General features: G+C 59.2%; 23 protein-coding genes and 1 other RNA gene. 13 read left to right on the forward strand and 11 right to left on the reverse strand.

The window, feature by feature from the left end; all coding sequences use genetic code 11:
• Positions 1-137: 137 nt before the first annotated feature.
• From M0412_RS02230 to M0412_RS02240, 3 genes are all read right to left on the reverse strand, one after another.
• Entirely contained in the window at positions 138-1790 is a 1653-nt protein-coding gene (locus M0412_RS02230; protein WP_269703219.1) for a thiamine pyrophosphate-binding protein, read from the reverse strand.
• Positions 1787-2989: a CaiB/BaiF CoA-transferase family protein gene (locus M0412_RS02235; protein WP_269703217.1), complete on the reverse strand. Its 1203-nt coding sequence runs from the start codon at positions 2987-2989 to the stop codon at positions 1787-1789. Before M0412_RS02235 ends, M0412_RS02230 begins: the two co-directional genes overlap by 4 nt.
• A gap of 168 nt (positions 2990-3157) precedes the next feature.
• Complete coding sequence (locus tag M0412_RS02240; protein ID WP_269703215.1) at positions 3158-4138, reverse strand: alpha/beta fold hydrolase; 981 nt, start codon at positions 4136-4138, stop codon at positions 3158-3160.
• Positions 4139-4285: 147 nt separating this feature from the next.
• Between M0412_RS02240 and ettA the strand changes: the two genes are divergently transcribed.
• From ettA to metF, 3 genes are all read left to right on the forward strand, one after another.
• Positions 4286-5935 (forward strand): energy-dependent translational throttle protein EttA, encoded by a 1650-nt coding sequence (gene ettA, locus M0412_RS02245; RefSeq protein WP_046798039.1) that lies wholly within the window; start codon positions 4286-4288, stop codon positions 5933-5935.
• A 160-nt stretch (positions 5936-6095) separates the two neighbouring features.
• Entirely contained in the window at positions 6096-7109 is a 1014-nt protein-coding gene (locus M0412_RS02250; RefSeq protein ID WP_142840290.1) for a metalloregulator ArsR/SmtB family transcription factor, read from the forward strand.
• 1 nt (position 7110) lies between these two features.
• Positions 7111-8004: a methylenetetrahydrofolate reductase [NAD(P)H] gene (gene metF, locus M0412_RS02255; protein ID WP_161991240.1), complete on the forward strand. Its 894-nt coding sequence runs from the start codon at positions 7111-7113 to the stop codon at positions 8002-8004.
• 465 nt (positions 8005-8469) lie between these two features.
• Here metF and M0412_RS02260 read toward each other — a convergent pair whose 3' ends face one another.
• The 8 genes from M0412_RS02260 to M0412_RS02295 all read right to left on the reverse strand — a co-directional run bounded on the left by M0412_RS02260 (position 8470) and on the right by M0412_RS02295 (position 16474).
• Entirely contained in the window at positions 8470-9696 is a 1227-nt protein-coding gene (locus tag M0412_RS02260) for a lytic murein transglycosylase (RefSeq protein WP_046798042.1), read from the reverse strand.
• Between the two features lie 123 nt (positions 9697-9819).
• Positions 9820-10599: a GH25 family lysozyme gene (locus M0412_RS02265; RefSeq protein ID WP_142840289.1), complete on the reverse strand. Its 780-nt coding sequence runs from the start codon at positions 10597-10599 to the stop codon at positions 9820-9822.
• Positions 10600-10851: 252 nt separating this feature from the next.
• Entirely contained in the window at positions 10852-11568 is a 717-nt protein-coding gene (locus tag M0412_RS02270; protein ID WP_269703209.1) for a class I SAM-dependent methyltransferase, read from the reverse strand.
• Complete coding sequence (locus M0412_RS02275; protein ID WP_046798044.1) at positions 11565-12815, reverse strand: DUF3419 family protein; 1251 nt, start codon at positions 12813-12815, stop codon at positions 11565-11567. Before M0412_RS02275 ends, M0412_RS02270 begins: the two co-directional genes overlap by 4 nt.
• Positions 12816-13073: 258 nt before the next feature.
• A complete protein-coding gene (locus M0412_RS02280) occupies positions 13074-14156 on the reverse strand; it encodes a transglycosylase SLT domain-containing protein (RefSeq protein ID WP_269703206.1) in 1083 nt (360 codons plus the stop codon).
• Between the two features lie 125 nt (positions 14157-14281).
• Positions 14282-14917, reverse strand: a complete 636-nt coding sequence (locus M0412_RS02285) for a LysE family translocator (RefSeq protein ID WP_269703204.1) — start codon at positions 14915-14917, stop codon at positions 14282-14284.
• A gap of 51 nt (positions 14918-14968) precedes the next feature.
• The gene (locus M0412_RS02290; RefSeq protein WP_269703202.1) at positions 14969-16180 is read right to left on the reverse strand and encodes a pyrophosphate--fructose-6-phosphate 1-phosphotransferase; all 1212 of its coding nucleotides are present in this window, start codon (positions 16178-16180) and stop codon (positions 14969-14971) included.
• Between the two features lie 24 nt (positions 16181-16204).
• Entirely contained in the window at positions 16205-16474 is a 270-nt protein-coding gene (locus M0412_RS02295) for a hypothetical protein (RefSeq protein WP_269703200.1), read from the reverse strand.
• A 37-nt stretch (positions 16475-16511) separates the two neighbouring features.
• Here M0412_RS02295 and M0412_RS02300 point away from each other — a divergent pair, with 37 nt between their 5' ends.
• The 10 genes from M0412_RS02300 to rsmH all read left to right on the forward strand — a co-directional run bounded on the left by M0412_RS02300 (position 16512) and on the right by rsmH (position 24583).
• Positions 16512-17252: a DnaJ family molecular chaperone gene (locus M0412_RS02300; RefSeq protein ID WP_035220735.1), complete on the forward strand. Its 741-nt coding sequence runs from the start codon at positions 16512-16514 to the stop codon at positions 17250-17252.
• Positions 17249-18028: an N-acetylmuramoyl-L-alanine amidase gene (locus M0412_RS02305; protein ID WP_269703198.1), complete on the forward strand. Its 780-nt coding sequence runs from the start codon at positions 17249-17251 to the stop codon at positions 18026-18028. The genes M0412_RS02300 and M0412_RS02305 overlap by 4 nt, the downstream gene beginning before the upstream one ends.
• Before the next feature lie 247 nt (positions 18029-18275).
• Complete coding sequence (locus tag M0412_RS02310; protein WP_269703173.1) at positions 18276-18815, forward strand: lytic transglycosylase domain-containing protein; 540 nt, start codon at positions 18276-18278, stop codon at positions 18813-18815.
• Between the two features lie 153 nt (positions 18816-18968).
• Positions 18969-20156 (forward strand): FAD-dependent oxidoreductase, encoded by a 1188-nt coding sequence (locus tag M0412_RS02315; protein ID WP_269703171.1) that lies wholly within the window; start codon positions 18969-18971, stop codon positions 20154-20156.
• A 59-nt stretch (positions 20157-20215) separates the two neighbouring features.
• Positions 20216-21406: an FAD-binding oxidoreductase gene (locus tag M0412_RS02320; protein ID WP_269703169.1), complete on the forward strand. Its 1191-nt coding sequence runs from the start codon at positions 20216-20218 to the stop codon at positions 21404-21406.
• A gap of 56 nt (positions 21407-21462) precedes the next feature.
• Positions 21463-21864: RNase P RNA component class A (gene rnpB / locus M0412_RS02325), an RNA gene on the forward strand.
• Between the two features lie 118 nt (positions 21865-21982).
• Entirely contained in the window at positions 21983-22261 is a 279-nt protein-coding gene (locus M0412_RS02330; protein WP_142840281.1) for a type II toxin-antitoxin system ParD family antitoxin, read from the forward strand.
• A gap of 79 nt (positions 22262-22340) precedes the next feature.
• Positions 22341-22685: a type II toxin-antitoxin system RelE/ParE family toxin gene (locus M0412_RS02335; RefSeq protein ID WP_269703166.1), complete on the forward strand. Its 345-nt coding sequence runs from the start codon at positions 22341-22343 to the stop codon at positions 22683-22685.
• A 417-nt stretch (positions 22686-23102) separates the two neighbouring features.
• Positions 23103-23543 carry a division/cell wall cluster transcriptional repressor MraZ gene (gene mraZ / locus M0412_RS02340; RefSeq protein ID WP_142840279.1) on the forward strand — a complete coding sequence of 147 codons (441 nt, stop codon included), beginning with the start codon at positions 23103-23105 and terminating at the stop codon, positions 23541-23543.
• A gap of 14 nt (positions 23544-23557) precedes the next feature.
• Positions 23558-24583 carry a 16S rRNA (cytosine(1402)-N(4))-methyltransferase RsmH gene (gene rsmH, locus M0412_RS02345; RefSeq protein WP_269703164.1) on the forward strand — a complete coding sequence of 342 codons (1026 nt, stop codon included), beginning with the start codon at positions 23558-23560 and terminating at the stop codon, positions 24581-24583.
• Position 24584: the final 1 nt, after the last annotated feature.

Raw genomic sequence — 24584 nt, forward strand, 5'->3', positions numbered from 1 at the left:
TCATGCCCGAGCCTGTCCCGGGCATCTGCAACCGATCGGTTTAACGCGACGAGGTTGGATCCTCGGGAGAAGCCCGAGGATGACGTCAAGCGAGCGTCAGGATTTACACCATGCCGGAGGCATGTCCATGCGTCATGTCAGCTTTTTGTCCTGATCTGTGTCAGCGTGCGCGTTGGCGTGATCGCTTCCGGGTCCAGCTTCACCTCGATGATGGCGGGCTTGCCGCTTGCACGCGCCCGCTCGAAGGCAGCGGCGAAGTCCTGCGTTCTTTCCACCGTTTCGCCGTGGCCGCCATAGGCTTTGGCGAAAGCGTTGAAATCCGGATTGACGAGATCGGTGCCGCTCACACGGCCGGGATATTCCCGTTCCTGATGCATGCGGATGGTGCCATACGTGCCGTTATTCACCAGTACGGTGATGATCGGCAGGCCATAGCGCACGGCGGTGATGAATTCCTGCCCGTGCATCATGAAGCAGCCATCGCCGGCAAAGCAGATCACCTCCCTCTCCGGGAAAAGGTGCTTTGCGGCAACCGCCGCGGGTAAGCCATAACCCATCGAGCCGGAGGTTGGCGCTGATTGCGTGTTGAAGCGGCGGAAGCGGTGGAAGCGGTGCACCCAGGTGGCATAATTACCCGCACCATTGGTGAAGATGGCGTCCTCAGGCACATTGGCTTCGATCCAGTCCATGATCGGACCCATCTGCACCGGGCCGGGGCCGGTCTGCGGCGGCGTGGACCAATTGAGGTAAGCCGCGTGTATGGCGGCCGTGCGCTCGGCCCATGCGGCGTTTGCCGGAAGCGAGATGGAGGAGAGGGCGGCGACGAAATCATCCGGTGCGGCGCAGATCGCGAGATCGGGACGGTAAACGCGGCCAAGCTCTTCGGCTTCCGGATAGATGTGGATGAGTTTCTGCGACGGGTAGGGGATGTCGAGCAGCGTATAACCGGAAGACGGCATTTCGGAGAGGCGGCCGCCGAGAAGGACCACGAGATCGGATTCCTTGATCTCCTTTGCCAGCGCCGGGTTGATGCCGATGCCGACATCGCCCGCATAGGAGGGGCTTAAGTGATCGAACAGCATCTGGCGGCGGAAGGAACAGCCGACGGGCAGCTTGTGGTTTTCGGCAAATGCCCTGAAGCTCGCCACGCTTTCCTCGGACCAGCGCGTGCCGCCGATAATGAAGATCGGCCGTTTTGCCTCGCCCAGCATTTTCGCGAAGGCCGCGATCTGTGACGGGCCGGGATGCGCTTCGACTGATGTGTAGGGCTTTGCCTCGGGCGCTTCGACCTCTTCCACCAGCATGTCTTCGGGCAGCGTCAAAACCACCGGGCCAGGGCGGCCGGAGGTGGCGACAGTGAAGGCGCGGGTGACGAATTCGGGGATGCGGCGGGCATTATCGATCTCGCCCACCCATTTGGCAAATTCGGTGAAGGCGCGGCGATATTCCACTTCCTGAAAGGCTTCGCGCTCGCGGGCCTCGCGCTGCACCTGGCCAATGAACAGGATCATCGGAATGGAATCCTGCCTTGCGATGTGCAGGCCGGCCGAGGCGTTGGTGGCACCCGGACCGCGGGTTACCATGCAGATGCCGGGTTCACCCGTCAGCCGGCCCCAGGTGTCGGCCATCATGGCGGCGCCACCTTCCTGGCGGCAGACTACGGTTTCGATACCGCTTTCATAAAGCGCGTCCAGCACCGCCAGATAGCTTTCGCCCGGAACGCAGGAAACGCGCGAGACACCATTGGCCTTCAGCGCTTCGACGATCAGTTGCCCACCGGTTCTTTTCATGGCGTCGTGGTCCTTTCGATGTTTTCCAGTTCGGCCAGCACCTGCGCCTGATGTTCGCCGAGCTTCGGGCTCGGGCGTTCATAACGCAGCGGCGTCTGTGACATGATAATCGGTGTCCGCACACCGGGGATGACGGTGCCATCCTGAGCTTCGAGATCAACACGCAGGCCGCGTGCCTGAACCTGTGGATCGGCGAACATTTCCTCGATGGAGTTGATAGGCCCGGCCGGTACGGCATTCTGCTCGCAAGCGGTCAGAAGATCGCGCTTCTGCCATTTCAGCGTTTCGGTGGAAATGATCTGCCGGACTTCTTGCCTGTGCGCCACGCGGGTCTTGTTCGTCGCGTAACGCTCGTCATCGGCAATCGTGCCTATGCCGAGGATATTGCAGAGGCGGCGGAACTGGCCGTCATTGCCAACCGCGAGGATGAGGAAACCATCGGCCGTCGGCACCACCTCATAGGGGGAAATATTTGGATGGGCATTGCCAAGCCGGACGGGCGGCTTGCCGGAAATCAGGTAATTCATGTTCTGGTTGGCGAGCACGGCCGACTGCACATCGAGAAGCGCCATGTCGATATGCTGGCCTTCGCCTGACCGTATGGCGTGGATCAGCGCGGCCTGAATGGCTGTCACGGAATAGATGCCGGTGAAGATATCGGCAACAGCCACGCCAGCCTTCATCGGCTGGCCATCCGGTTCGCCTGTTATCGACATGAAGCCCGACATGCCCTGCACGATATAATCATAACCGGCGAAATCGGCATAGGGACCGGTCTGGCCGAAACCGGTGATGGAGCAGTAGATCAGCTTCGGATTGAGCACCTTCAGGCTCTCATAATCGAGGCCGTATTTGGCAAGCCCGCCGCGCTTGAAGTTTTCGATGACGACATCGGCGGTGCGCACCAGCCGGCGCACGAGTTCGCAGCCCTCAGGCGTCTTCAGATCGGCAATGATGGAGCGTTTGCCGCGATTGGTGGCGTGATAATAGGCGGCGGAGAGGTTTTCGCCTTCCGCGCCTTCAACGAAGGGCGGTCCCCATGTGCGGGTGTCGTCACCGCCTTCGGGGTTTTCCACCTTGATGACGTCAGCGCCCATATCGGCCAGCATCTGCCCCGCCCAGGGACCGGCCAGAACACGCGCCAGCTCGATGACGCGGATGCCTGATAGTGGCGGTTTCCTGTTCGGCATGTCGGTCATCTGTCCCCCGGTCTTTTGTGCCTGCCGGTTATAGACCGGGCGTTGCCCCGCCGCATGTGATTTTATCTCATGGACTTATTCCGTTTTGGAACGGCACTAAACTGGGGCTGACACGGCAGCTTAGACATTCGTTGTGTTTTGAGAGTCCCCTAATTCCGTCATTCCGGGTCAAGGTCGGAATGACGGGGAGGGCGTTTTACTGTCATCCACGACGCGGCCGCACCAGGCGGCGAAATCCGCCGCTACCGCCTGCCAGCCGATCTCGTTCAGGGTCTCGTGCCGCATGCCCTTGTAGATGGTGTGTTCGACATGGCTGAAACCTGCCTCCCGAAACCGCTCTGCTAGCCAGACGATCTCCCTGCCGTCATTGGTCGCGGCGTCCTGATCGCCGCTGACCAGCAAAAGCGGCAATGTCTTCGGCAGGCGCTCAATGAGTTTCGGGGCGCGATAGGAGAGTTCGAAGACGTCCTGCCACAGGGAAACGCTGGCCTCGAACTGGCAGAGCGGGTCTTGCACATAGGCGTCCACTGCCAGCCTGTCATGGCTCAGCCAGTCGGCATGGGTGCGCCTTTCCGGCATTTTTGCATTCCAGGCGCGAAAGGTTGCTTTCGGCAGGATGGCGCTTGGCACATCGGAGCCTTTCAGCATTTTTTCAAGCCGCAGCACCACCTGCGCGAGGCGGCCCATGACACCAGGATTGAGATTGGAATTCCAGATTGACAGGCCGTCGAAGGCATCCGGATTGCTGACGGCGGTGTTGAGTGCCACGAGGCCACCCATGGAATGACCGAACAGGATGACCGGCAGGCCGGGATGTCTTTCTCCGACCATGATGCGCATCGCCATGACATCGGCGACCACTTTTTCGGCGCCATCCTTCCAGGCGAAGCGGCCGATCGGTGCGTCCGCCGCTTTCGTGCGGCCGTGGCCGCGATGGTCGTGAGCATAGACCTCGAAGCCCTGCTGCGACATGACGTCGGCAAAACGCCGGTAACGGCCCGCATGCTCCACCAGGCCATGGCAGATCACCAGCACGCCGCGGGCCGGGACAAGGGCGGAAGGCTGGTGGCGAAAGGCGATGGATGCGCCGGAGGGAGCGTCCAGTCTCTGGATCTGGCTGAACGCGAAGTTATCGGTCGTCTCATTCATCATCGCACCCGTCGTGTCATCACGCAGCTTGTCATAATCATGGGGTCATAATCGTGCCAGAGGTTGCCCCACGGTCCTATTTACCCTACATAGCGGCAAATTTCCCGATACGTACTCTTAAAAATCCGATGTGGAGCATTCGCTACAATGGCACGTCAATTCATCTATCACATGGCTGGGCTGAACAAGTCCTATGGCGCGAAGAAGGTTCTGGAGAACGTCCATCTCTCCTTCTACCCCGATGCCAAGATCGGTATTCTCGGCCCGAACGGCGCTGGTAAGTCGACCGTTCTGAAAATCATGGCCGGCCTCGACAAGGAATATACCGGTGAGGCCTGGCTCGCCGAAGGTGCGACGCTCGGTTATCTCGAGCAGGAGCCGAAGCTCGACGAAAACAAAACCGTGATGGAAAACGTCATGGAAGGCGTGGCGAGCAAGACGGCGATCGTCGACCGCTACAACGAACTGATGATGAACTATTCCGACGAAACGGCGGATGAGGGCGCAAAGCTTCAGGACATGATCGACAGCCAGAACCTGTGGGATCTGGAAAATCAGGTCGAAATGGCCATGGACGCCCTGCGTTGCCCGCCCGGCGATTCGCCCGTGACTGGCCTTTCGGGTGGTGAGCGCCGCCGCGTTGCGCTGTGCAAGCTGCTGCTTTCGCAGCCCGACCTGCTGCTGCTCGACGAACCGACCAACCATCTGGACGCAGAAACCATCGCGTGGCTGGAAAAGCACCTGCGCGACTATCCCGGCGCCGTGATGATGATCACCCACGATCGCTACTTCCTCGACAACGTAACCGGATGGATTCTCGAGCTCGACCGTGGCCGCGGCATTCCTTACGAAGGCAACTATTCCGCCTATCTGCAGGCAAAAGCCAAGCGTATGCAGCAGGAAGCCCGCGAAGACGCCTCGCGCCAGAAGGCCATCAGCCGCGAACAGGAATGGATCGCTTCCAGCCCCAAGGCTCGCCAGACGAAGTCCAAGGCGCGTATCCGCGCTTATGACGAGCTGGTGGAAGCCGCTGAAAACCGTCGTCCCGGCGACGCGCAGATCGTCATCCCCGTCGCCGAGCGTCTGGGCCGTGTCGTTATCGAGGCGGAAAACCTCACCAAGTCCTATGGTGACCGGGTGCTGATCGAAAACCTCACCTTCAAGCTGCCTCCGGGCGGCATTGTCGGCGTCATCGGCCCGAACGGTGCGGGCAAGACCACACTGTTTCGCATGATCACCGGTCAGGAACAGCCCGATAGCGGTTCGGTGACTGTCGGTGAAACGGTACAGCTGGGTTATGTCGACCAGAGCCGCGATACGCTGGCGGGTGACAAGACCGTGTGGGAAGAAATCTCCGGCGGCAACGACATCATCAAGCTCGGCAAGTTCGAAGTGAACTCGCGCGCCTATTGCGGCGCCTTTAACTTCAAGGGCGGCGATCAGCAGCAGAAGGTCGGCAATCTCTCCGGCGGTCAGCGCAACCGCGTTCACCTTGCCAAGATGCTGAAGGCCGGCGGCAACGTGCTGCTGCTCGACGAACCGACCAACGACCTTGATACGGAAACGCTGGCGGCGCTTGAAGAAGCGCTGGAAGCCTTCGCCGGTTGCGCCGTTATCATCAGCCACGACCGCATGTTCCTCGACCGTCTGGCCACCCACATCCTCGCTTTTGAGGGTGACAGCCACGTGGAATGGTTCGAAGGCAACTTCGAAGACTATGAAAAGGACAAGGTCCGCCGCCTCGGCCCAGAAAGCATCAAGCCCGGCCGGGTGAGCTACAAGCGCCTGACGCGCTAATCCTTTTCCACACCGCTTCAGAAAGGCCCGCCGCAAAGCGGGCCTTTTCTCATGTAATAAGTGGACTTGATGGCGGCGCACCACAGTTTGCGCTTGCATCGAGCACCACATCGACATAAAGATATCTTTATATGTTGATTGGCTTGCGAGGCGCGGCAGAGTGGCGTTCGGTTTAGACAAATTGGTGGATCTTTTGAAGGCGGCGGGTGAACCGACGCGCTTTCGGTTGCTGGCGCTTTTGGCTGCCGGCGACCTGACGGTCACCGATCTTACCGAAATCCTTGGTCAGTCGCAGCCGCGCATCTCCCGTCATCTGAAGCTTTTGACGGAAGAGGGGTTGATCGAGCGTTATCAGGAAGGTGCCTGGGCCTATTTCCGTCTGCGGCAGGATGGTGAGCCCGCCGTTGTGGTCAGGCAGCTGCTTGGCGCTGCATCGCCCTCCGATGCCGTCCTCCAGCGTGACAACGAACGGCTTTCTACCGTCAAGCGGGTGCGGGCGGAGCGGGCGCAGGATTATTTCAGCCGCAACGCGTCCGCCTGGGACGAGTTGCGCCGGCTGCATGTGAGCGATGAAGCCGTGGAAGGCGCGTTGCTGAAGCTGGTCGGCACCACGCCCGTCGATTCGCTTCTCGATCTCGGCACGGGGACGGGCCGCATTCTCCAACTTCTGAGCGGCATCTATCGCCGGGCGATCGGCGTCGATGCCAGCCGTGACATGCTGTCTGTGGCGCGCGCCAATCTCGACAAGGCGGGTGTGGTCAATGCGTCCGTCCGCCATGGTGATATTCTCAACCTGCCGCTGGAAGGACAGGATTTCGATCTGATCGTCATCCATCAAGTGCTGCATTTTCTTGACCAGCCGGAGATCGCGCTTTCCGAAGCCGCGCGTATGCTGCGTCCCGGCGGGCGACTGATCGTCATCGATCTTGCGCCGCATTCCTTTGAATATCTGCGTGACGAGCATGCGCATGTGCGGCTCGGCTTTTCGCATCCGTTGATGGAAGAATGGCTGAAAAAGGCCGGGCTTGCGCCTGACCGCGCCGTCGATCTTCATTCTGAAAGGGCGTCCGAGGAGTCTCTGGACGTGACGATATGGGTTGCCCGCGACCAGCGGCTGCTGATGGCAGACGATGTGGTGCAAGAGGCGGTATTACTTGGCTCCCGGAGGGCATGATATGTTGAGGTCGGAAACCGCGCGCCGTGATGGCGATATCCGGTTATCTTTCGAGTTTTTCCCGCCCAAGAATGCCGAGATGGAGACCCATCTCTGGGAAACGGTTGCCGAGCTGAAAAAATGGAACCCGGATTTCGTCTCCGTCACCTATGGCGCGGGCGGTTCCACCAAGGCGCCGACGCTGGATGCGGTGCGCCGGATGATTGGTGACAGCCATCTGCCGACAGCTGCGCATCTGACCTGCGTGGATGCCAGCCGTGACGATGTGCATCAGGTTGTCGAAGAGTTTCGCAATGCCGGCGTTCGCCATTTCGTGGCGCTGCGCGGCGATCCCTCCACCGGCATCGGCACGGCGTACAAGCCGCATCCGGAGGGTTATGAAAACGCCGCCGCACTGGTGAAGGGCCTGCGCGAGATCGGCGATTTCGAGATTTCCGTATCGGCCTATCCGGAGAAGCATCCTGAGAGCGCGAGCGAGGCGGTTGATATCGACATGCTGAAGCGCAAGGCGGATAATGGCGCAACCCGCGCGCTGACACAGTTCTTCTTCGATAATGACGTGTTCGAGCGTTATATGGAGCGGGTGACGGCGGCAGGCATCACCATTCCGGTGGTTCCGGGCATCATGCCGATCCAGAACCTTACCCAGCTCAAGCGTTTTGCCGGTCGTTGCGGCACCAGCGTTCCCGGTTTTCTGGATGAGCGTTTCGAAGGTTACGATGAAGACCTTGAAGGGCGCGCCCGCGTGGCTGCCGAAGTTGCCGCCGAGCAGATCGCCGATCTGCAGCGGCGCGGCGTGAACGAATTCCATCTCTACACCATGAACCGCGCGCCGCTGGTTGAAGCAGTGCTGGAAAATCTCGGGCTGGAACGTCTGCGCCGCAGCGCCGCCTGATTTTTAAAAACTCTATTTTCGACATGAAAAAAGCGCAGACCCGAAAGGATCTGCGCTTTTTAAATTCGTGTCATCTACGGTTCTTATCTGCGTTTGGTCTTCACGTCTCGTCAGATGAAAAGCATCATCGCTACGAACAAAAACGCCAAACCGACTGCCAAGGCATTGAGAGATTTTGTAAGTCCCATGGGTGCCTCCTGTTGTTGACAGGTTCGATAATATGACCGTTTTGTGGCAGTTGAAAAGCGGTTTCTGTGATGCAGTGCAGCACGCTTTGAGGCGGCATAAAAAAGAAGATTCTGTAATTATCTGAAAATAAAAGATTATTTCTCTTTCACGCAGTGCTTCATACGTTTAAAAAAAGTAAATGACCGGGGTGTTATCCCCAGTCATCCAGTCGAGATTAACGATTTCGCCTTGATTCCGTCGGAGAGATTAAAGGCCCGACGGCGTCGTTAAGATTGCTTAAAGCGCCTGCAGAAGTGCAGCTGACGGCCAGCCATCCGCGGGCATGCCGAGGCGCTGCTGTTCCTTCTGGATGGCGACACGGGTGCCGGAACCCAGGATGCCATCGACCTTGCCGACATTGTGCCCGCGCGCCTCAAGCTTGGTCTGAAGTTGCTTCATGGTCGCGTCATCGAAGCCCGGCTCGGGATTGCCCTTGTTGTAGACGGGAGAACCCATCAGGCGGGTGGCGAAATAGGCCGCCGACGTCGTGTAGATGAACGACTGGTTCCATTCCAGATAGATGTTGAAATTCGGATAGGTGATGAAGGTCGGCCCCTTGCGGCCCTGCGGCATGATGAGAGCTGCGGGCAGGGAGGCGAAGTTTTTGTTGCCGTCACGCGGCGTCACGCCAAGAGCGAACCATTCACCGGCGGTGAGCGGACCGCCGAGGCCGGATTTTTCCCATGGCAGGTTTTCCGGCAGGGAGACTTCCTGAATCCACGGCTCGCCCTTCTTGAAGCCGAGATGCTGGATGAATTTCGCAGCCGTCAGGATGGCATCCGGGGCGCTATCCTTGACGTTGATGTGGCCGTTGCCATCACCATCAACGCCGAAAGCAATGATGTCCTTGGGCAGCATCTGCACCTGGCCGATTTCACCGGCCCATGCGCCAGTGTTGGCGGCAGGGTCGAGATCGCCATGCTGAACCATTTCAATGAGCGCCAGCAGCTGCGGACGGAAAAGTTCCGGGCGGCGGCAATCATGCGAGAGGGTCACCAGCGCGTTGCGGGTGTTGAAGTCACCCTGAACGGCGCCGAAATCAGTTTCCATGGCCCAGAAGGCGGCGATGACGCCAGCCGGTACGCCATATTCACTTTCGGCGCGGGCGAAGGTGGAGGAGAGCTCCTGCAGCTTCCTGCGGCCTATATCCAGACGGGCCTGGCTGACGGTGCGCTGGGAGAATTCCAGGAAGGTCTGGCGGAAGACGCCCTGTGCCCGGTCACGCGAAAGCACTTTCGGATCGATCTGGGCGCCGGCAAGCGCCTTCTGGATCGCGTCGGCCGGAATGCCCTTGGCCAGCGCATCGGCTTTCACGCCCTCGAGAAATGCCCCGAGATCACCGCCGCAGGCGACCTGCTTGGGATCGTCAGGCGAGGCAACGGGCGGCGTGGCAAGGGCGGAGCCAGTGGAAAGGAGCGACAAAGCGGCGGCAAAAATGATGCTGCGCGACCGGAAGGTAGACATGGGAATTTCCTCAATGGGTTGTAGGCCCGCTTTACCCATATGTTTGCGACAAAAAAACGGGTCTCGCAGCCAGACGACAGGAGAGAACGCGGTTTTTTCGAATGTGTTGCTTCTTGGCCGTGTTTATTTGGCGGAAGCGACCCATTTCCGCCAGTTTTTCTCGCTGCCGGCAAAAACATTGATGTCGGTCGGGCCGTTTACGCCGGGCACAACGCCGGTTGCCGTATATTGCCAGAAGGCCCATTGGCGTTCTTCGTAGATCTTGGCCGGATGGGCTGCGACGGAGCGCACCCAGAAATGGTAATTCTTGAACTGGCCGACGAGATTGTCGCGGTGGAAATCGACCGACGTGTAGATGATCGGGCGTTTGCCATAATGCGCCTCCAGGCGATCAAGGAAACGCTGCATCTCGGCACGCACGATGCCCGGCGCAGGTCTTGTCTTGCAGGTGGGGGAGGCGGGGTTCCATTCGACGTCGAGAACCGGCGGCAGGGTGACGGCTTCCTTCGGCACGTTGCGAATGAACCAGTCGGCCTGGGCATCGGCCGTCGAGCAGAAATAATAGAAGTGATAGGGCGCGTGGAGGATATCCGCCGCTGCGGCGCTGCGCCAATGGTCGCCGAATTTCGGATCGATGCGGTCCGATCCTTCCGTCGCCTTGATGAAGACGAAGGAAACGCCTGACTTGCGGACGGTCTGCCAGTCGACATCGCCATTCCATTTGGACACGTCGATACCGTGCACCTCGTGGCGATGCGGGTTGTTCATGCCGAAATCCTGCGGGTCGGTATCGGCGAATTTCGGCTTGGAAACGGACGCGGTTTCAAGCAGGTCGTAGCTCGTGGACGTGCAGCCGCCGATCAATAGCAAAGCCGACAATAGTGCCGATAAACGCAGCCGCATTGGAACCCTGATGAAAGTGTTGTTGCCCATCCCGCAGCCGCAACATGGTGCGCCGCATCTCCCGATTTACCCATAACATGGTAAACAAACTGATATGGCAAGGGGCACCGGCCCTTTTAGGCTTTGCAAGCCGCTGGATTCGAAGCGATTTGTGGTGCGGCGGCGGGAATAACGGCAAAGTGCTGCAAAGGGGAAGTCGTGTTGGCGGGGCCGCACCTTCTCTTGCGGAGGTGCCGGAATCCCTTTCGAGAATCAGGCGTCCGCCAGCATCCGGCTGATTTTCGGCTGCACTTCGGCGACCGGAAGCGTGATGACGGCCCGCCATGCGTAACCGCGGGCGATCTCTTCGAATTCAAGATTACCGTCAAAGCGGCCAGCCATATTGGCCATGATATAACGAAGATTGGCGCGCGGCGTGACGTGGAAACGGGTGAGCCACGCCTGCAGGAGGCTGCGGAACCACTTCGGCAATTGTTCCTGCTGGCCAAAATCGACAATATGCAGGGAGCCGCCGGGTTTGAGCGCCATGAGCGCCTGTTCGATCGCCTTTTCCCACTCCGGTATCATGGAGAGTGCATAGGGGATCATGACGCGATCGAAACCGTCCGGCTGGCCGAATTCAGCGGCGCGGAAGGCGGTGGCATCGGCTACACGCAGAATGGGACGCTCGGCCTCGCCGGCAAAGTTTTCCGATGCGGTCAGCAGCATTTCGGACGAAATATCGAGGCCGAAGAGTTTTGCCTGCGGAAATTTCCGGCTGGCCAAAAGCAGATTACGGCCGGTGCCACAGCCGACTTCGAGCAGCGTGCCGCCATTGGGCACATCGAGACTGGAAATGGTCCTGTCGCGGCCCAGGAGATAATATTTGCGTGTCATATCGTAGATATGCCGCTGGTGGCGATACATGCGGTCCATCAGGCCCGCATGCGCGCTGTCTGCAAGGCCCACATTCTCGCCGATGGTTTTCATGCCATAGCCCTCTGGTAGATATGGAAACCGCCGTAAATGGCCGATCGATCCATGGCGTTCAGCTCTTGCGACCGCTCTTCGAGATAGACCCACTGGTTGCGGATGTCGGTGGAGAGCCGGCCTTCGATAACGCTCTTTTCGGCAGCGGTGCGGAAGATGACGCGTGCGCCGGGAGCGGCGGTGCGACTGATCTGTGACCACAATTCGTTGAGCTGCCCGTCTGTCATCCAATCCTGCGCGTCGAGGAGAATGTATCGATCGACACCGCTTGCCGGCTTTTTGGAAAGAAGCTCGGTATAGGTGGCGTGGTGCACGGCGACGCGCGCGGTATTGTTGCGGATCGTCTCGTAATATTCCGGCTTCAGATAGGCGGGCAGGGCGCCCTCATGCGGCTCGGGATAACGGCGCGCAAAGGCCTGCCAGGCGAAATAATTGTCACTGAGCGGGAAGTTGCAGGCAAGCTTCTCCAGTCTTTCCTTGAGCACGGCGGCAACCGTGCCGTTAGAGGAAAGGCTCGCCAGTTCGTCATATTGACGGGGCGGAATACCGAGGCCGAACAGCGAGCTTTTGCGCTTCGTCAGCCAGCGCACCACCGGCTTGTCGAACAGGGGGGCGACCTTGCTGTCGAAAAACTGGCGTTGTTCGTCCAGCGTGCGGGTCTTGGCCATTTCGGTGAGTTTTACGCCGTGCAGGCGCGCCATCAGATGGCCGGCGCCGATGAAACGGCCGAGCAGGCCGGTGCGATAGATGTTCCGGTCGAACACCGAAATCCGGCGGCGGCCGGAGAGGGTGCGCTTCGACCAGTAGGCCTTGGTCGTATCATCGAGATGGTCGGCGATGAAGCGATCGTAGCCATGGCTGTTGCTGCGCGTATTGGCGCGGCCGAAGTGACGCACGACGTCCTGATGGGCAGGCAGGTGGCGGAAGGCGGCGAGCTTCAGTTTGTTGAGGGCAATATGATGCGGGTTCAAATCCACGACATCGATGCTGGCAGGGTTGCGGGAGAGATAGGCCAGCATGTTGCAGCCGCCCGAACCGATGGTGACGACACGGTGGCCTTCGCCAAGCTCCATCGCTTCCATGTCGATTTCCGGGTCTTCCCAGATTTGCGGATAAACGAGACCGGAAAAAAGAACTCCGAAGAATCGTTCGGAAAGGCCGCTTTTCGAGAGTGCCTTGTGCTGGAGCAATGCAGACTTCAGTTTCGTGTTTTTGCTGAAGCCGGTCTTGGGTGCCGCACTCGTCATATGTTCACCTCTCAGTCGATTGAGAGGCGTCTACAGCCGTGACGCTACAGTTTGATGACAGGGGCTGTGGGTGAAAGCAACGAAGCAAAGAGACTGTGGGAAACCATCGGCGTCTAGATTGCCAACGAAACCTCGTGACACACGACGTCATCCTCGGGCTTGACCCGAGGAAGACGGAGAGAAAATTTCAGGCGCTTTTGTCGCCGGCCTCGAGAAGCCGAATGAATTCAGACGGCATTCTCAATGCAGCCGGAGCTATTATTTCCGCAGAACGTGCAGCATGCCCTTGCGCTTGGCATCGTAATAATAACCGCGGGCATAAAGACGGACCGCGTTGTCGCGGTTGTTATCGGCCACCACCCATGCGCCGCTCAGATATTTGACGGCGTATTTTAGGTTGGTTTCGGCATCGAACAGACCGGAGGCAGGGCCATCAAAGCCCATGGAGCGGGCCGTGGCGTGCCTGATCTGCATCAGGCCGAAGTTGCCGCTGTTATAGGCGCCGGGATTATACATGCTTTCACGCTGCACCACGCGGTGAACCAGATCTTCCGGCACATTATACATGACGGCATATTTGGAAATCAGCCCGCTCAGCTTTTCGCGCCCGGCCGGTGCCGCTTTGAGCGGCGTGGTCATCGCTTCGTTCTGCCGGATGGCGGCAAGGGCAGCGTTTGTGGGGCCGGAGGCGTAGGCGAGAACCGTGCTGTCGGGCTTCGGCAGCGGAATGACTTTCCGCTCCGCCGTCAGTTCCGTGCCGATGGAGGGCGTACCGGGCGGCGGCGGCGCGGGCGGGAAGCTGCCCTTCACGGCAACGACCTGCGGCAGATCGGCTGCGGCGTTGTGGATGGTCGGCTGTGCCGCTGCACCAGCGGTTTCAATCGCGGCTGCTGCCGGAGTGACGCCTGTCGGTGCGAGAGCCGCGACCGTGGTCGGCGCGGATGTCATCACCGCGGCTTGAGCCACTTCATTCTGCTGCGGCTGCATCTGCGCGCTAATGGCGGCGGCCGCTGCGATTTCAGAGGCCGGCGGCAGGGCCACGCGTCCGCCCTTGACGGCGACTGCGGTGGGAAGTGCTGCAGGCTGGGAAGAGGTTGCCGCATCAGCGGTCTGGGTCGCCGGTGTGGCGGCTGTTGCGCCGGGTACCGTTTCGGCTGCCGCCGTCTGCGTCGATGCCTGGGCGGGTGCGGTCGCGGGGTTGACTGTTGCGATTTTCGGGCCGTTCGGACCTTCCTTCGCGGTATATTCGACGCTGGTACAGCCGCTTAATGCCAATGCCAGACCCACGGTGGAAGACAGAAGAAGTGCACTTCTTCCGCGGAATTTGCCCGAATTTCGCATGTTGCCGCCTTCGTTATGCCTGTCTCTCGATACCCCCGCGTCAAGCGAAGCAGGCAGTGTCCCGTCGAGCCTTCATTAACCTATTGTAAGGATAGCGGCAAGCCGGGACGTGGCATCGCGGTTTTTCAGGCTGCAATGCGCCTGTAACCGGCGCTGACGGCGCGGCCGGAAATGAAGTGCGTGCGGTACTTTGGCCGGATTTTTTTCTCGCCCGACATGCGGCGCACCAGCGCCAGTGTGGAGCCGGCAAACAGCGCCTGTGCGGTGAGAACGGCAAGTGCCAGAAGCAGGATTGCGGCCTGCGCCACCGCCAGTGTTTCCACGGCGTTACCGGAGGTGGAAATGAATTGCGGCAACAGCGCCAGAAAGAATGTGAAGTAACGCGGGCGCAACGCGGCAATGGCGTAACAATCGCGGAAAATGCCACTCCATGATTTGCCCGGCAGATTGTCGTTATCGGCATTGGCCGCCTGGGCGGCGGGTGTCGCAAAAGTCCACAACAGGAACAGCATCAGCCAGCCGATGCCGGCCCATTGTACTATGCCTAAGAAGGATTGCGGCAGATAAGCCAGACCGGCCACCGGAATGGCCGAAATCGTCATGGCCGTGACGATGCCGAGCGCCCCGCCGCTGACGGAGGCGAAGATGGTTTTTTTGCCGCGGATGGCGGCATAGGAGGCGACAGAGAATACAAGTGGGGAGGGAAGTGCGAACACAACGGCACATGCTGCACAAAAAATCAGCCAGGCCTGTCCAGACATTCTCTTCCTCCTTGCCCTCCCTGTCACCGCATTAATTAGCCTATCGTAAAATTAGGCCGCTGTGAACGGTTGACCGACGTGTTCCATCACTTCGGTAAACCATTTTGCAGAAAGGTCGAAATGCTTTCCACCCTTGATACGCGGAAACTCGATGGTCCGCAATTTGCCGTTCTGGTCTTCGTCATGGCCGGTGACGCCGGAGACCTTGTTGAGCGCGCTTTCGACGGCGAGATCGACCATGCCCTGGATGAGGCGCAGATCATCGCCATTGGCCGGCGCGGAGCGGGCGAAATAGCCTGACTTCTGCACCATGGAGCGTTCTGCGCCGATGAGGCCGGCGAACTGCTTCTGGAACCAGCCGCCGACATTGATGGTGTCGATCTTCACATGGCCGAAGGCGTCGCGCTTGACGGCTTCGCCCGAGGCTTCCCGTTCGGCAACGATGGAATCCAGGCCGGCACCTTCGGAAACAAACAGCGTAACGTAGCCGTGTCTGTCCATGATCGCCTTCAGGCGTTCGGCTTCCGCTTCTATGTCGAAGGCCATTTCCGGCAGGTAGATGCCGTCGATGTTCTTCATCTGCGTGTTCATCATCAGGCCTTCGACATATTCATTGCCGCTGGTCTTCTGGATATAGGCGCGGGCGGTTGCCGCCGTCAGCCAGCCGCAATGGCGGCCCATGACTTCATGGATGACGAAAGTCTTCGGCGCAGCGCTCTGTTCGTTGCTGACATTGTCGAAGAACGACGCGCCAACTTCGGCAGCGGTCCAGGCGCCGAGAGACTGCTTGATCGGCACCACGTCATTGTCCACGGTCTTCGGCAGGCCGACGACGGTGAGGTCGTAACCATTGGCGCCGAGATAGGCGGCGAGGTCCGCGGCCGTCGTATTGGTGTCGTCACCGCCGATGGTGTGGAGAATGGTGATGCCGTCAGCGGCCAGCCGTTCGGCGGCGACGCGAAGCGGATTGTCGCCTTCCTTGACCAGGCCGCGCTTGGCGCAATCGGCAGCATTGGTAAGCTTGACGCGGCTGTTGCCGATCGGCGAGCCGCCATAACGGTGCAGCAAAGGGGCCTTTTCACGCATGTCCCTGGTGATCTCGATGCGATCGCCCAGAAGCACGCCCTGATAACCGGAGCGATAGGCCACGATGTCGATTTCAGGCGCAATGTCGTTATAGCGCTCGATCAGGCCGCCGACGGCCGAAGAGAGACAGGGCGCAAGGCCACCCGCGGTCAGCATTGCGACTTTCTGTTTGGCCATCATGGCTCTCCTTTTTGCATAAACTCAAAGACATGTCTGGCAAATGGATGCGACAGCCGCGTGTAGGTGTAAAGTGAATTTATCAAGAAAAACGCCGATTTCTCGCGGCTTTTCAGCGGCTTGAGGAAACTGGCCGAATATAATCGTTTCAATCCGCATCGAGGCCACCAGCTGCCTGTATCCGCTTGCGGCACCTGTGGAAAACCCCGGGCGTGCTGTTTGCCCCGCTCTTGTTCCTGAAGCAAAACTGTCGCAAAGATGAATAAAAGTTAATGCCGCCGCACTGCCGGACATATTGCATTCACGGCAATATCCCGTCATGCTTGACGGCATGATGTTCGATTTTGCCTGTCTGCAAATTTCATCCCTGTGGGAGCGGCTGCTCGGCGCAATCGGCGACGCGGCAGGTGGTGCGCTTGGGCGCGTGGTTGAAGCCATCCGCACCCTCTTTGAGGGAGACCCGGAGACGCGGCGCAAGGTTTCCTTTTCCGTAGCGATTATCGCACTCTCCGCCAAGATGGCGAAGGCTGATGGCGTCGTCAACGACGCCGAGGTGCGTGCCTTCCGGCAAATCTTCGATTTTCCCGAAGAAGAAGCGCGAAACGTTGCCCGTCTTTACAATCTCGCCCGTCAGGACGTTGCCGGTTACGAAGCCTATGCCGAGCGGCTGGCCGGTCTCTGCGGTTCCGGGCACGACAATTGCGAGATGCTGGAAAGCGTCATCGACGGACTGTTCCATATCGCCAAGGCCGATGGGCTGATCCACGAGCGGGAACTGGCCTTCCTTGGCCGTATCGCCGAGATATTCCATATCACCGAAGACCACTTCGAAACGATCATGGCGCGGCATGTCCATATGGACGGACGCGATCCTTATCGCGTGCTTGGCGTTTCGCCCTCGGACGACTTCCTGGATATTCGCAAGCGTTACCGTTCGCTGGTTGCCGAACACCATCCCGACAAGCTGATTGCGCGCGGCGTGCCGATGGAATTGCATGCTGCCGCCAATGAGCGTATGGCGGCTCTCAATGCCGCCTATGCGGCCATCGAGAAAGAACGCCGCGTCGCATGAGTGAATGTCTGCCGGATTTTACCCCGGATTTTCCGGGCGCAGCCGTTGCGCCGTCGCCTAACCATGGCGAAAGACTTGATGTGGCCGGTCCCGATATCATTCTTCTGCATTATACCGGCATGACGACGTCGGACGGCGCACTGTCGTGGCTCCGCAACCCCGAAAGCCAGGTCTCCAGCCACTACTTCGTCTTCGAGGACGGCCGCGTCATCCAGATGGTGCCGGAAGGCCGTCGCGCCTGGCATGCGGGCAAAAGCACCTGGGCAGGGGATCAAGACATCAATTCCCGCTCCATCGGCATCGAAATCGCCAATCAGGGTCACCCCGGCGGCCTGCCGGAATTCCCTGGAAAACAGGTGGCTGCGGTCATCGAATTGTGTCGCGATTGCGGCCAGCGCTGGAATATTGCGCCTGAACGGGTGCTTGCCCATTCGGACGTAGCGCCTGTCCGCAAGGTCGATCCGGGCGAAAAATTCCCGTGGGACATCCTGTCGCAGAACGGTGTCGGCCACTGGGTGGAGCCTGCGCCGATCCGCGGCGGGCGCTTTTTCCAGCGCGGTGACCACGGGCAGCCGGTGGAAGCACTTCAGTCGATGCTGTCCATTTACGGATATGGCGTTGAAATAACAGGCGCTTATTGCGAAAAGACCGAAGGTGCCGTTGCTGCCTTCCAGCGGCATTTCCGCCCGGCTCTGGTGGATGGCATCGCGGATTTTTCCACCATCGACACGCTTCACCGGTTGATTGCCAGCCTGCCGAAATTTTCGGCCGCCTAAACGCGGATTCTGGAAAATAGTTCCCCGTTTTCCGGGCGTTCAAGTCGCTTTTTTTGATGTGCCACAGTTAATCCGCATTGAGGAAGTTTAAGAACAGCACTGCATGCGGTGTCGTTCTTCAGGGGAACCAGCCGTCAATATCAATCAAGGAGACTGGACTGCGGAAGGTCGCGATCGACTTTCCGGGCGCTGAATATTTGTGTCGCTTCATTGGTTCAGTCATCCGATCTGGAGACTTTTTCTACATATGAACAGGGTTGTTGTTGCTGTTGCGGCGGGCGTTGTTATGCTCGCTTCACAGGCGGGGATTGCTTTTGCCAAAGACGAGGACGTGAAGACCAAAACCGTGACGATGGAGACCTTCTTCCGCAAGCCCGGTTATCCCATTCCGGAAAAGAGTCTGCCTGCGTCGCTGAAGAACGACTATTCCGATCTGATCGTCAAATATGCCAAGCGTTATGGCGTTCCCACCAATCTGGCGCATGCCGTGGTTTCGGTGGAAAGCAAGTTCAACCCCAAGGCTCGCGGCAGCGCAGGCGAGGTCGGGCTGATGCAGATCAAGCCGGCAACGGCGCGCATGATGGGCTTTCGCGGCACGACAAAAGCGCTCTACGATCCCGAGACCAATATTCGCTGGGGCATGCAATATCTGGCGACCGCCCACCAGCTTGGCGGCGGGCAGGTGTGCAGCACGATCCTGCGTTACAATGCCGGCCATGGCGCCACACGGATGAACCCGGTGTCCAAGCGTTATTGCGGCAAGGTGCAGGCGCTGCTGGCCAGCTGAGGTCTGCGCGGATCTTTTCAGGAAGCATTGCCTGAAAAAGCTGAACCGATTTTTCCGCCCGGAAATCCGACAACGCCCACGGCTTTTGCGAAAAGCGATTCCGGTTCGTGCGGGCATGCTGTAGTCAGGAATAAATCTGATACGGAGCATGTCATGCCGGATTTCAAATATATCGTGGTCGGGGCCGGGATGATGGGTGCGGCCGCGGCGCGGCACCTTTCGGCGCAAACGGATGGCGTTGCGCTGATCGGGCCGGCCGAGCCCGCCGATCGCAAGACCCATAAAGGCGTGTTTTCGAGCCACTACGACGAAGCGCGCATCACCCGTGGGTTTGACGGTGATCCGGTCTGGGCGGAACTGGCGCAACGTTCGATCCGCCGTTATGCGGAGATCGAAGCCAAAAGCGGCATCCGTTTCTTTACCGAATCGGGCTGCCTGTTCACCGGGAACGGCAAGGGGCTTGCCGGAGATTATGTGTCGCGGGCGCTCTCCTCTGCCAACCGTCTCGGTCTTGGTGTGGAAACGCTCGGCACCGACGCGCTGGCTGGCCGGTTTCCGATGTTCTCGCTGCCCGCCGATCACGGTGGCAGCTTCGAGGCCCGTAACGCCGGCCATATCAATCCCCGCGCCTTGGTAAAGGGGCAGTGCTCGATTGCCTGGGCGCAGGGTACGCATCTGGTGCGCGAGACCGCGGCGCATGTTCGCGATACCTCCCGCGGTGTCGAGGTGGTAACGCGGGAAGGTACTGTTCATACCGCTGAAAAGGTCATCGTGGCCGCAGGCGGTTTCACCAACATGGCTGAGCTTTTGCCTTCCCCGGTCGATATGGCGGCCACCGGTCGCACCATCGTATTTTTCGAACTGGATGAGGCAAGACAGGCGATATTCGGCGCCATGCCGTCGACCATCGTGCTGGCGGAGACGGAGGACGACATCGTCTACATCCTGCCGCCCGTGCGGTATCCCGATGGCAAGGTCTATCTGAAGATCGGCGGCGAAAGCGAGAAGGGCAGGCTTGAGACACTGGCCGAGGCGGTGGACTGGTTCCATTCCGACGGCACGCCGGGTGAGGTGGAATTCCTGACGAGGAAGGCCCTGTCGCTGATGCCCGAACTTGCCGGCTGCCCCGTGACCTCCGGCTCCTGTGTCGCATCCATTACCCGCAGCGGTTATCCCTATATAGGCTATACGCAATCCTCCAATATCGCAGTTCTGACGGGTGGCAATTTCGTCTCCGCCAAGTCTTCGGATGAGATCGGGCGGCTGGGCGCAGTGCTGCTTGCGAGTGGTCAACTGACCGAGGATGAGTTCGCGGCCGAAATGTCGCCGGTTTTCGTCTGACATCCTTCTGCGAAGCGGCTACAAGGTTGCTACTGAACAGGGCGGATGAAGAGGGCAGCATGTCGGGACATTTCAACTATATCGTCGTTGGTCGCGGCATGATGGGTGCCGCCGCCGCCCGCCATCTGGCGGAAACGGTGGATGGCGTGGCGCTGATCGGCCCCGGAGAACCTGCCGATATCAAATCACATCAGGGTGTTTTTGCCAGTCACTATGATGAAGCGCGGATTACCCGCACCATCGATGGTGATGCCGACTGGGCGCTGCTCGCCAACCGCTCGATTGCGCGTTATGCCGATATTGCCGCGAAAAGCGGCGTGGAATTTTACGCGCCGGTCGGTTGCCTGATGGTGGGGCCTCAGCGGGGCGGCGACAATCCCTTTATCGATGATGTTTCCAAAGCGGCGTCGCGGCTCGGTGTTTCGACGGAATTGCTGGATGGCGAAAACCTGAAAAGCCGGTTTCCCTATTTCTCTTTCGAGCCGGGCTGCGAAGGCGTCTTCGAAAGGGACAATGCCGGATACGTCAATCCACGTGCGCTGGTGAAGGCGCAGGCGGTTCTGGCGGAAAAGGCCGGCGTTACGCTGATCGACGATATCGTCGTCTCGACGCGGGAAGAGGATGGCCGGGCATCGGTGCGGACGGCTTCCGGTGCGGTTTATACCGCAGACCGAGTGCTGGTGGCGGCCGGCGGTTTCTCGATCGCGAAAGACCTGCTGCCACAGCCGGTCGCGCTCAATGTCTATGCGCGGACCGTCGCCTTCTTCGAGATTGATGAAGCCGATCTTGGGCAATATGCGGCTATGCCGTCGCTGATCTACGAGCCGCGCGACACCACGAAACATATCTATCTTCTGCCGCCGGTGCGTTATCCCGATGGCAAGTTCTATCTGAAAATCGGCGGTGATCCCGACGACAAGGCGGTCGGCAGCGACCCGGAAATCCGGGAATGGTTCCGGTCCGGCGGACGTGAAAGCGTGCGGGATCATCTGTCGGCCATCGTCGAAACACTGGTACCTTCCGTCGATCTCTCGCGTGTCTCGATGGCCGCCTGCGTCGTCTCCAAAACCCGGAGTGGTTATCCCGCCATCGGTTTTACCGCCTCACCGCGTATCGCGGTTCTCACCGGCGGCAATGGCACCGCGGCGAAGAGTTCCGACGAGATCGGGCGGCTGGGTGCCACGCTGCTGCGGGATGGAAAAATCACCGATCGTGCTTTCACAACGGATTTCACGCCGGCATTTCTTTGATCCTTGATTACGCTTTTCGGTGGCTTTCGCTCCGGAACATGGTTATGGAGCCCATGCCAGTTGGCCGGGCAGCCGCGCTTTACCAATGTCGAAAGACGGTAAGGTGAGGAAAGTCCGGGCTCCACGGAAATACGGTGCCGGATAACGTCCGGCGGGGGCGACCCCAGGGAAAGTGCCACAGAGAGCAAACCGCCATGCTTTGCATGGTAAGGGTGAAAGGGTGGGGTAAGAGCCCACCGCGCCGCTGGTGACAGTGGTGGCAAGGTAAACCCCACCGGGAGCAAGACCGAATAGGGATGACACGGGATGGGCGAAAGCCCGTTTACAGCCGGTTTCCGGGTCCGTCATCCGGGTGGGTTGCGAGAGGCGGCATGTAAATGCCGTCCCAGATGAATGGCTGCCACGTTCCGGGTCAAACCGGGGCCATACAGAACCCGGCTTACAGGCCAACTGGCGAATTTTCCTCAATATATGCAGCGATCCTCTTGGATGCCGGGTCGCTTTGACCAATGCGCGAACGTGTATGATTAAATCATATGCCGTGATATGAAAGGCGTAGGAACGAAAGGCAGAACCATGCGCACTACTCAGGCTTTCAGTATCACTCTTCCTCTGGATATGGCCGAGATGGTCAAGGCAAAAGTAGCCTCTGGTGAATATGCGACGGAAAGCGAAGTTATTCGTGATGGCCTGCGCACCCTAGTCGCACGCGATGCAGCTGTGGAGCGTTGGCTGCAGGAAGAGGTCGCAGCCGCATACGATGCTCACAAAGCCGACCCGAACCGTGCGAAGCCGCTCAATGAAGGTATGGCTGAGGTGAAGGCGCGGATCGCCAAGGGCGAAGGGCGCACGTAGCATATTTCCACTTCAACTCCTTGTTTTTTAAATAATTCATAATGCAAAGCTGCTGCAGATTTTTGCTGGAATTGCTTCAATGAAATATTACGTCGTGCGTTTGTCCCCTGAAGCGCAAACCGATCTGGTGCAAATCCATAGCTATGTTATTCGCAAATCTGGCTCAGCTGTCACGGCGGATCGGTATATTGAACGTGTTGGTGCTTTTCTCGCGTCGCTGAACGTATTCCCCGAGCGTGGCACGGTGCGCAATGAGGTACGATCAGGGCTGCGCATAATCGGTTTTGAGCGAAGTGCCAGCATAGCCTTTGTCGTAGAGCACGATGATGTGGTTGTTCTCCGCGTCTTGGTCAAAGGTCAGGAGTTCGAAGGAGAGGCGCAGAGCTTGTGGCGAGGAGAACCGGTCGCCGCTTCGCCCGATTGATTTTCGGTATTTTCGAATATTGGTGTTTGTTCTATCGCGTGGGAACGCAGAGGCGTTCATTCACACTCTTGTTTCAAAAAAGAAAAACGTCAATTTCACCGCATTTTCATGTGCCGTGAAAGCGCATCTGTGCGCCCGAAGTAAACCATTCGTTAAACTTAACGGCTTATGAATTTCCGATGCGAAGTCGGTATCGTGCCGGCTTCTCCCATTGACGCCCATAGTGTCCCATGATATCCCAAATACACACCACACTGGGTCGTGTTTTTGACCCGCAATCGCTGAAACGAGTGAGGAGCCTGCAAGGGGCTGCTGCAGGGCATGTTGCCCTGGCGCTTGGCGATGTGTCGTGCGTACCGGTGTTGTCTGTGGGGCGGATGGTTCGCCTGGCGGATTGCGGTTTGGGCGAGTTGAGTAATGGACCGCTTTTTATCGAACGTGACGAACAGGATCGACGCCAAGGGGCGCGTTTCGGTTCCGTCTCCGTTTCGTTCGGTGCTGGTGAGGCGCGGTATCCAGGAGCTTTATTGCCTTCAGGATTTCGCTTTCCCGGCAATCAGTATCGGCGGTCCGGATTTGCTGGAGCGCTACGAGCGGCAGATCGCGTCGATGGATGCCTTCTCGCCGCAAGCGAACGCGATGTCGCTGCTGGTTCACGGCGGCGGTGTCTTCATGAAGCTCGACCAGGAAGGTCGGTTGATGGTGACGGATTTCGTGCGGGAATTTACCGGCATATCCACCGAGGTCACCTTCGTCGGACGGGCGGATCATTTTCAGCTTTGGCAACCGCAGGCGTTTTTGGGCGCGCAGGCGGAAGCAAGAGCGGGGCGCGGTTTTTCGGCTGCTCGCCCCGCATAGGACGGGGACACGGAATGGCGGCGAATTCTGGTGGGCGATCTTCTGATGCCGATGGCGGACCTCAGCGTCACATCCCTGTCCTGCTTCGCGAAGTTATCGCCGCGCTTGAACCCGCATCCGGAAAGATCATCCTTGATGGCACTTTTGGTGCCGGCGGCTACACCCAGGCCATTCTCGATCAGGGTGCCAATGTCATCGCGCTCGACCGCGATCCGACCGCGATAGCTGGCGGTCAGGCGATGGTTGCCGCCAATGGCGGCAGGTTAAACCTCATTCAATCACAATTTTCCGATCTGGCGAGGCACGCGCCCGAGGGCGGCCTTGACGGCGTCGTACTTGATATCGGCGTTTCCTCCATGCAGATCGACGAGGCAGAGCGCGGCTTTTCCTTTCAGAAGAACGGTCCCCTTGATATGCGCATGTCCGCGTCCGGCGTTTCGGCGGCGGATGTCGTCAATCGTGCCAAGGTCGGCGATCTGATTCGTATTTTCGGTTTTCTCGGTGAGGAAAAGCAGCCGGGCCGCATTGCCCGCGCCATCGAGAAGAGGAGGGCGGAAGAGCCCTTCCGCACCACGCGTGATCTCGCCGGTCTCATCGAGATCGTCACGCCGCGCAAGGCGAAGGACAAGATCCATCCCGCGACTCGGGTGTTTCAGGCGCTTCGGGTTTTCGTCAATGATGAACTCGGCGAGTTGGCGCAGGCGCTTTTCGCTGCAGAGCGGTCCCTGAAGCCCGGTGGTCGCCTGGTTGTCGTCACGTTCCATTCGCTGGAAGACCGCATCGTCAAGAAATTCTTCTCCGACCGTTCCGGCAAGGCTGCCGGTTCCCGGCATCTGCCGATGGTCGAAGACAAGCCGGCCATTTTCGACAATATCGGCAAGCCGATGATCGCCGCCAGCGACGCGGAGGCGGAACTCAATCCGCGTGCCCGGTCAGCCAAGCTGCGGGCCGGTCTGCGCACGACCGCGCCAGCGCGCGCGGCGGATTTTTCGATCTTCGAGCTTCCCGATCTCGCCAGCCTTGAAAAGATGGGAGGCTGAT

Source organism: Agrobacterium sp. O3.4 (genome assembly GCF_041414895.1).
In the GTDB taxonomy this organism is placed as follows: Bacteria; Pseudomonadota; Alphaproteobacteria; order Rhizobiales; family Rhizobiaceae; genus Agrobacterium; species Agrobacterium cucumeris.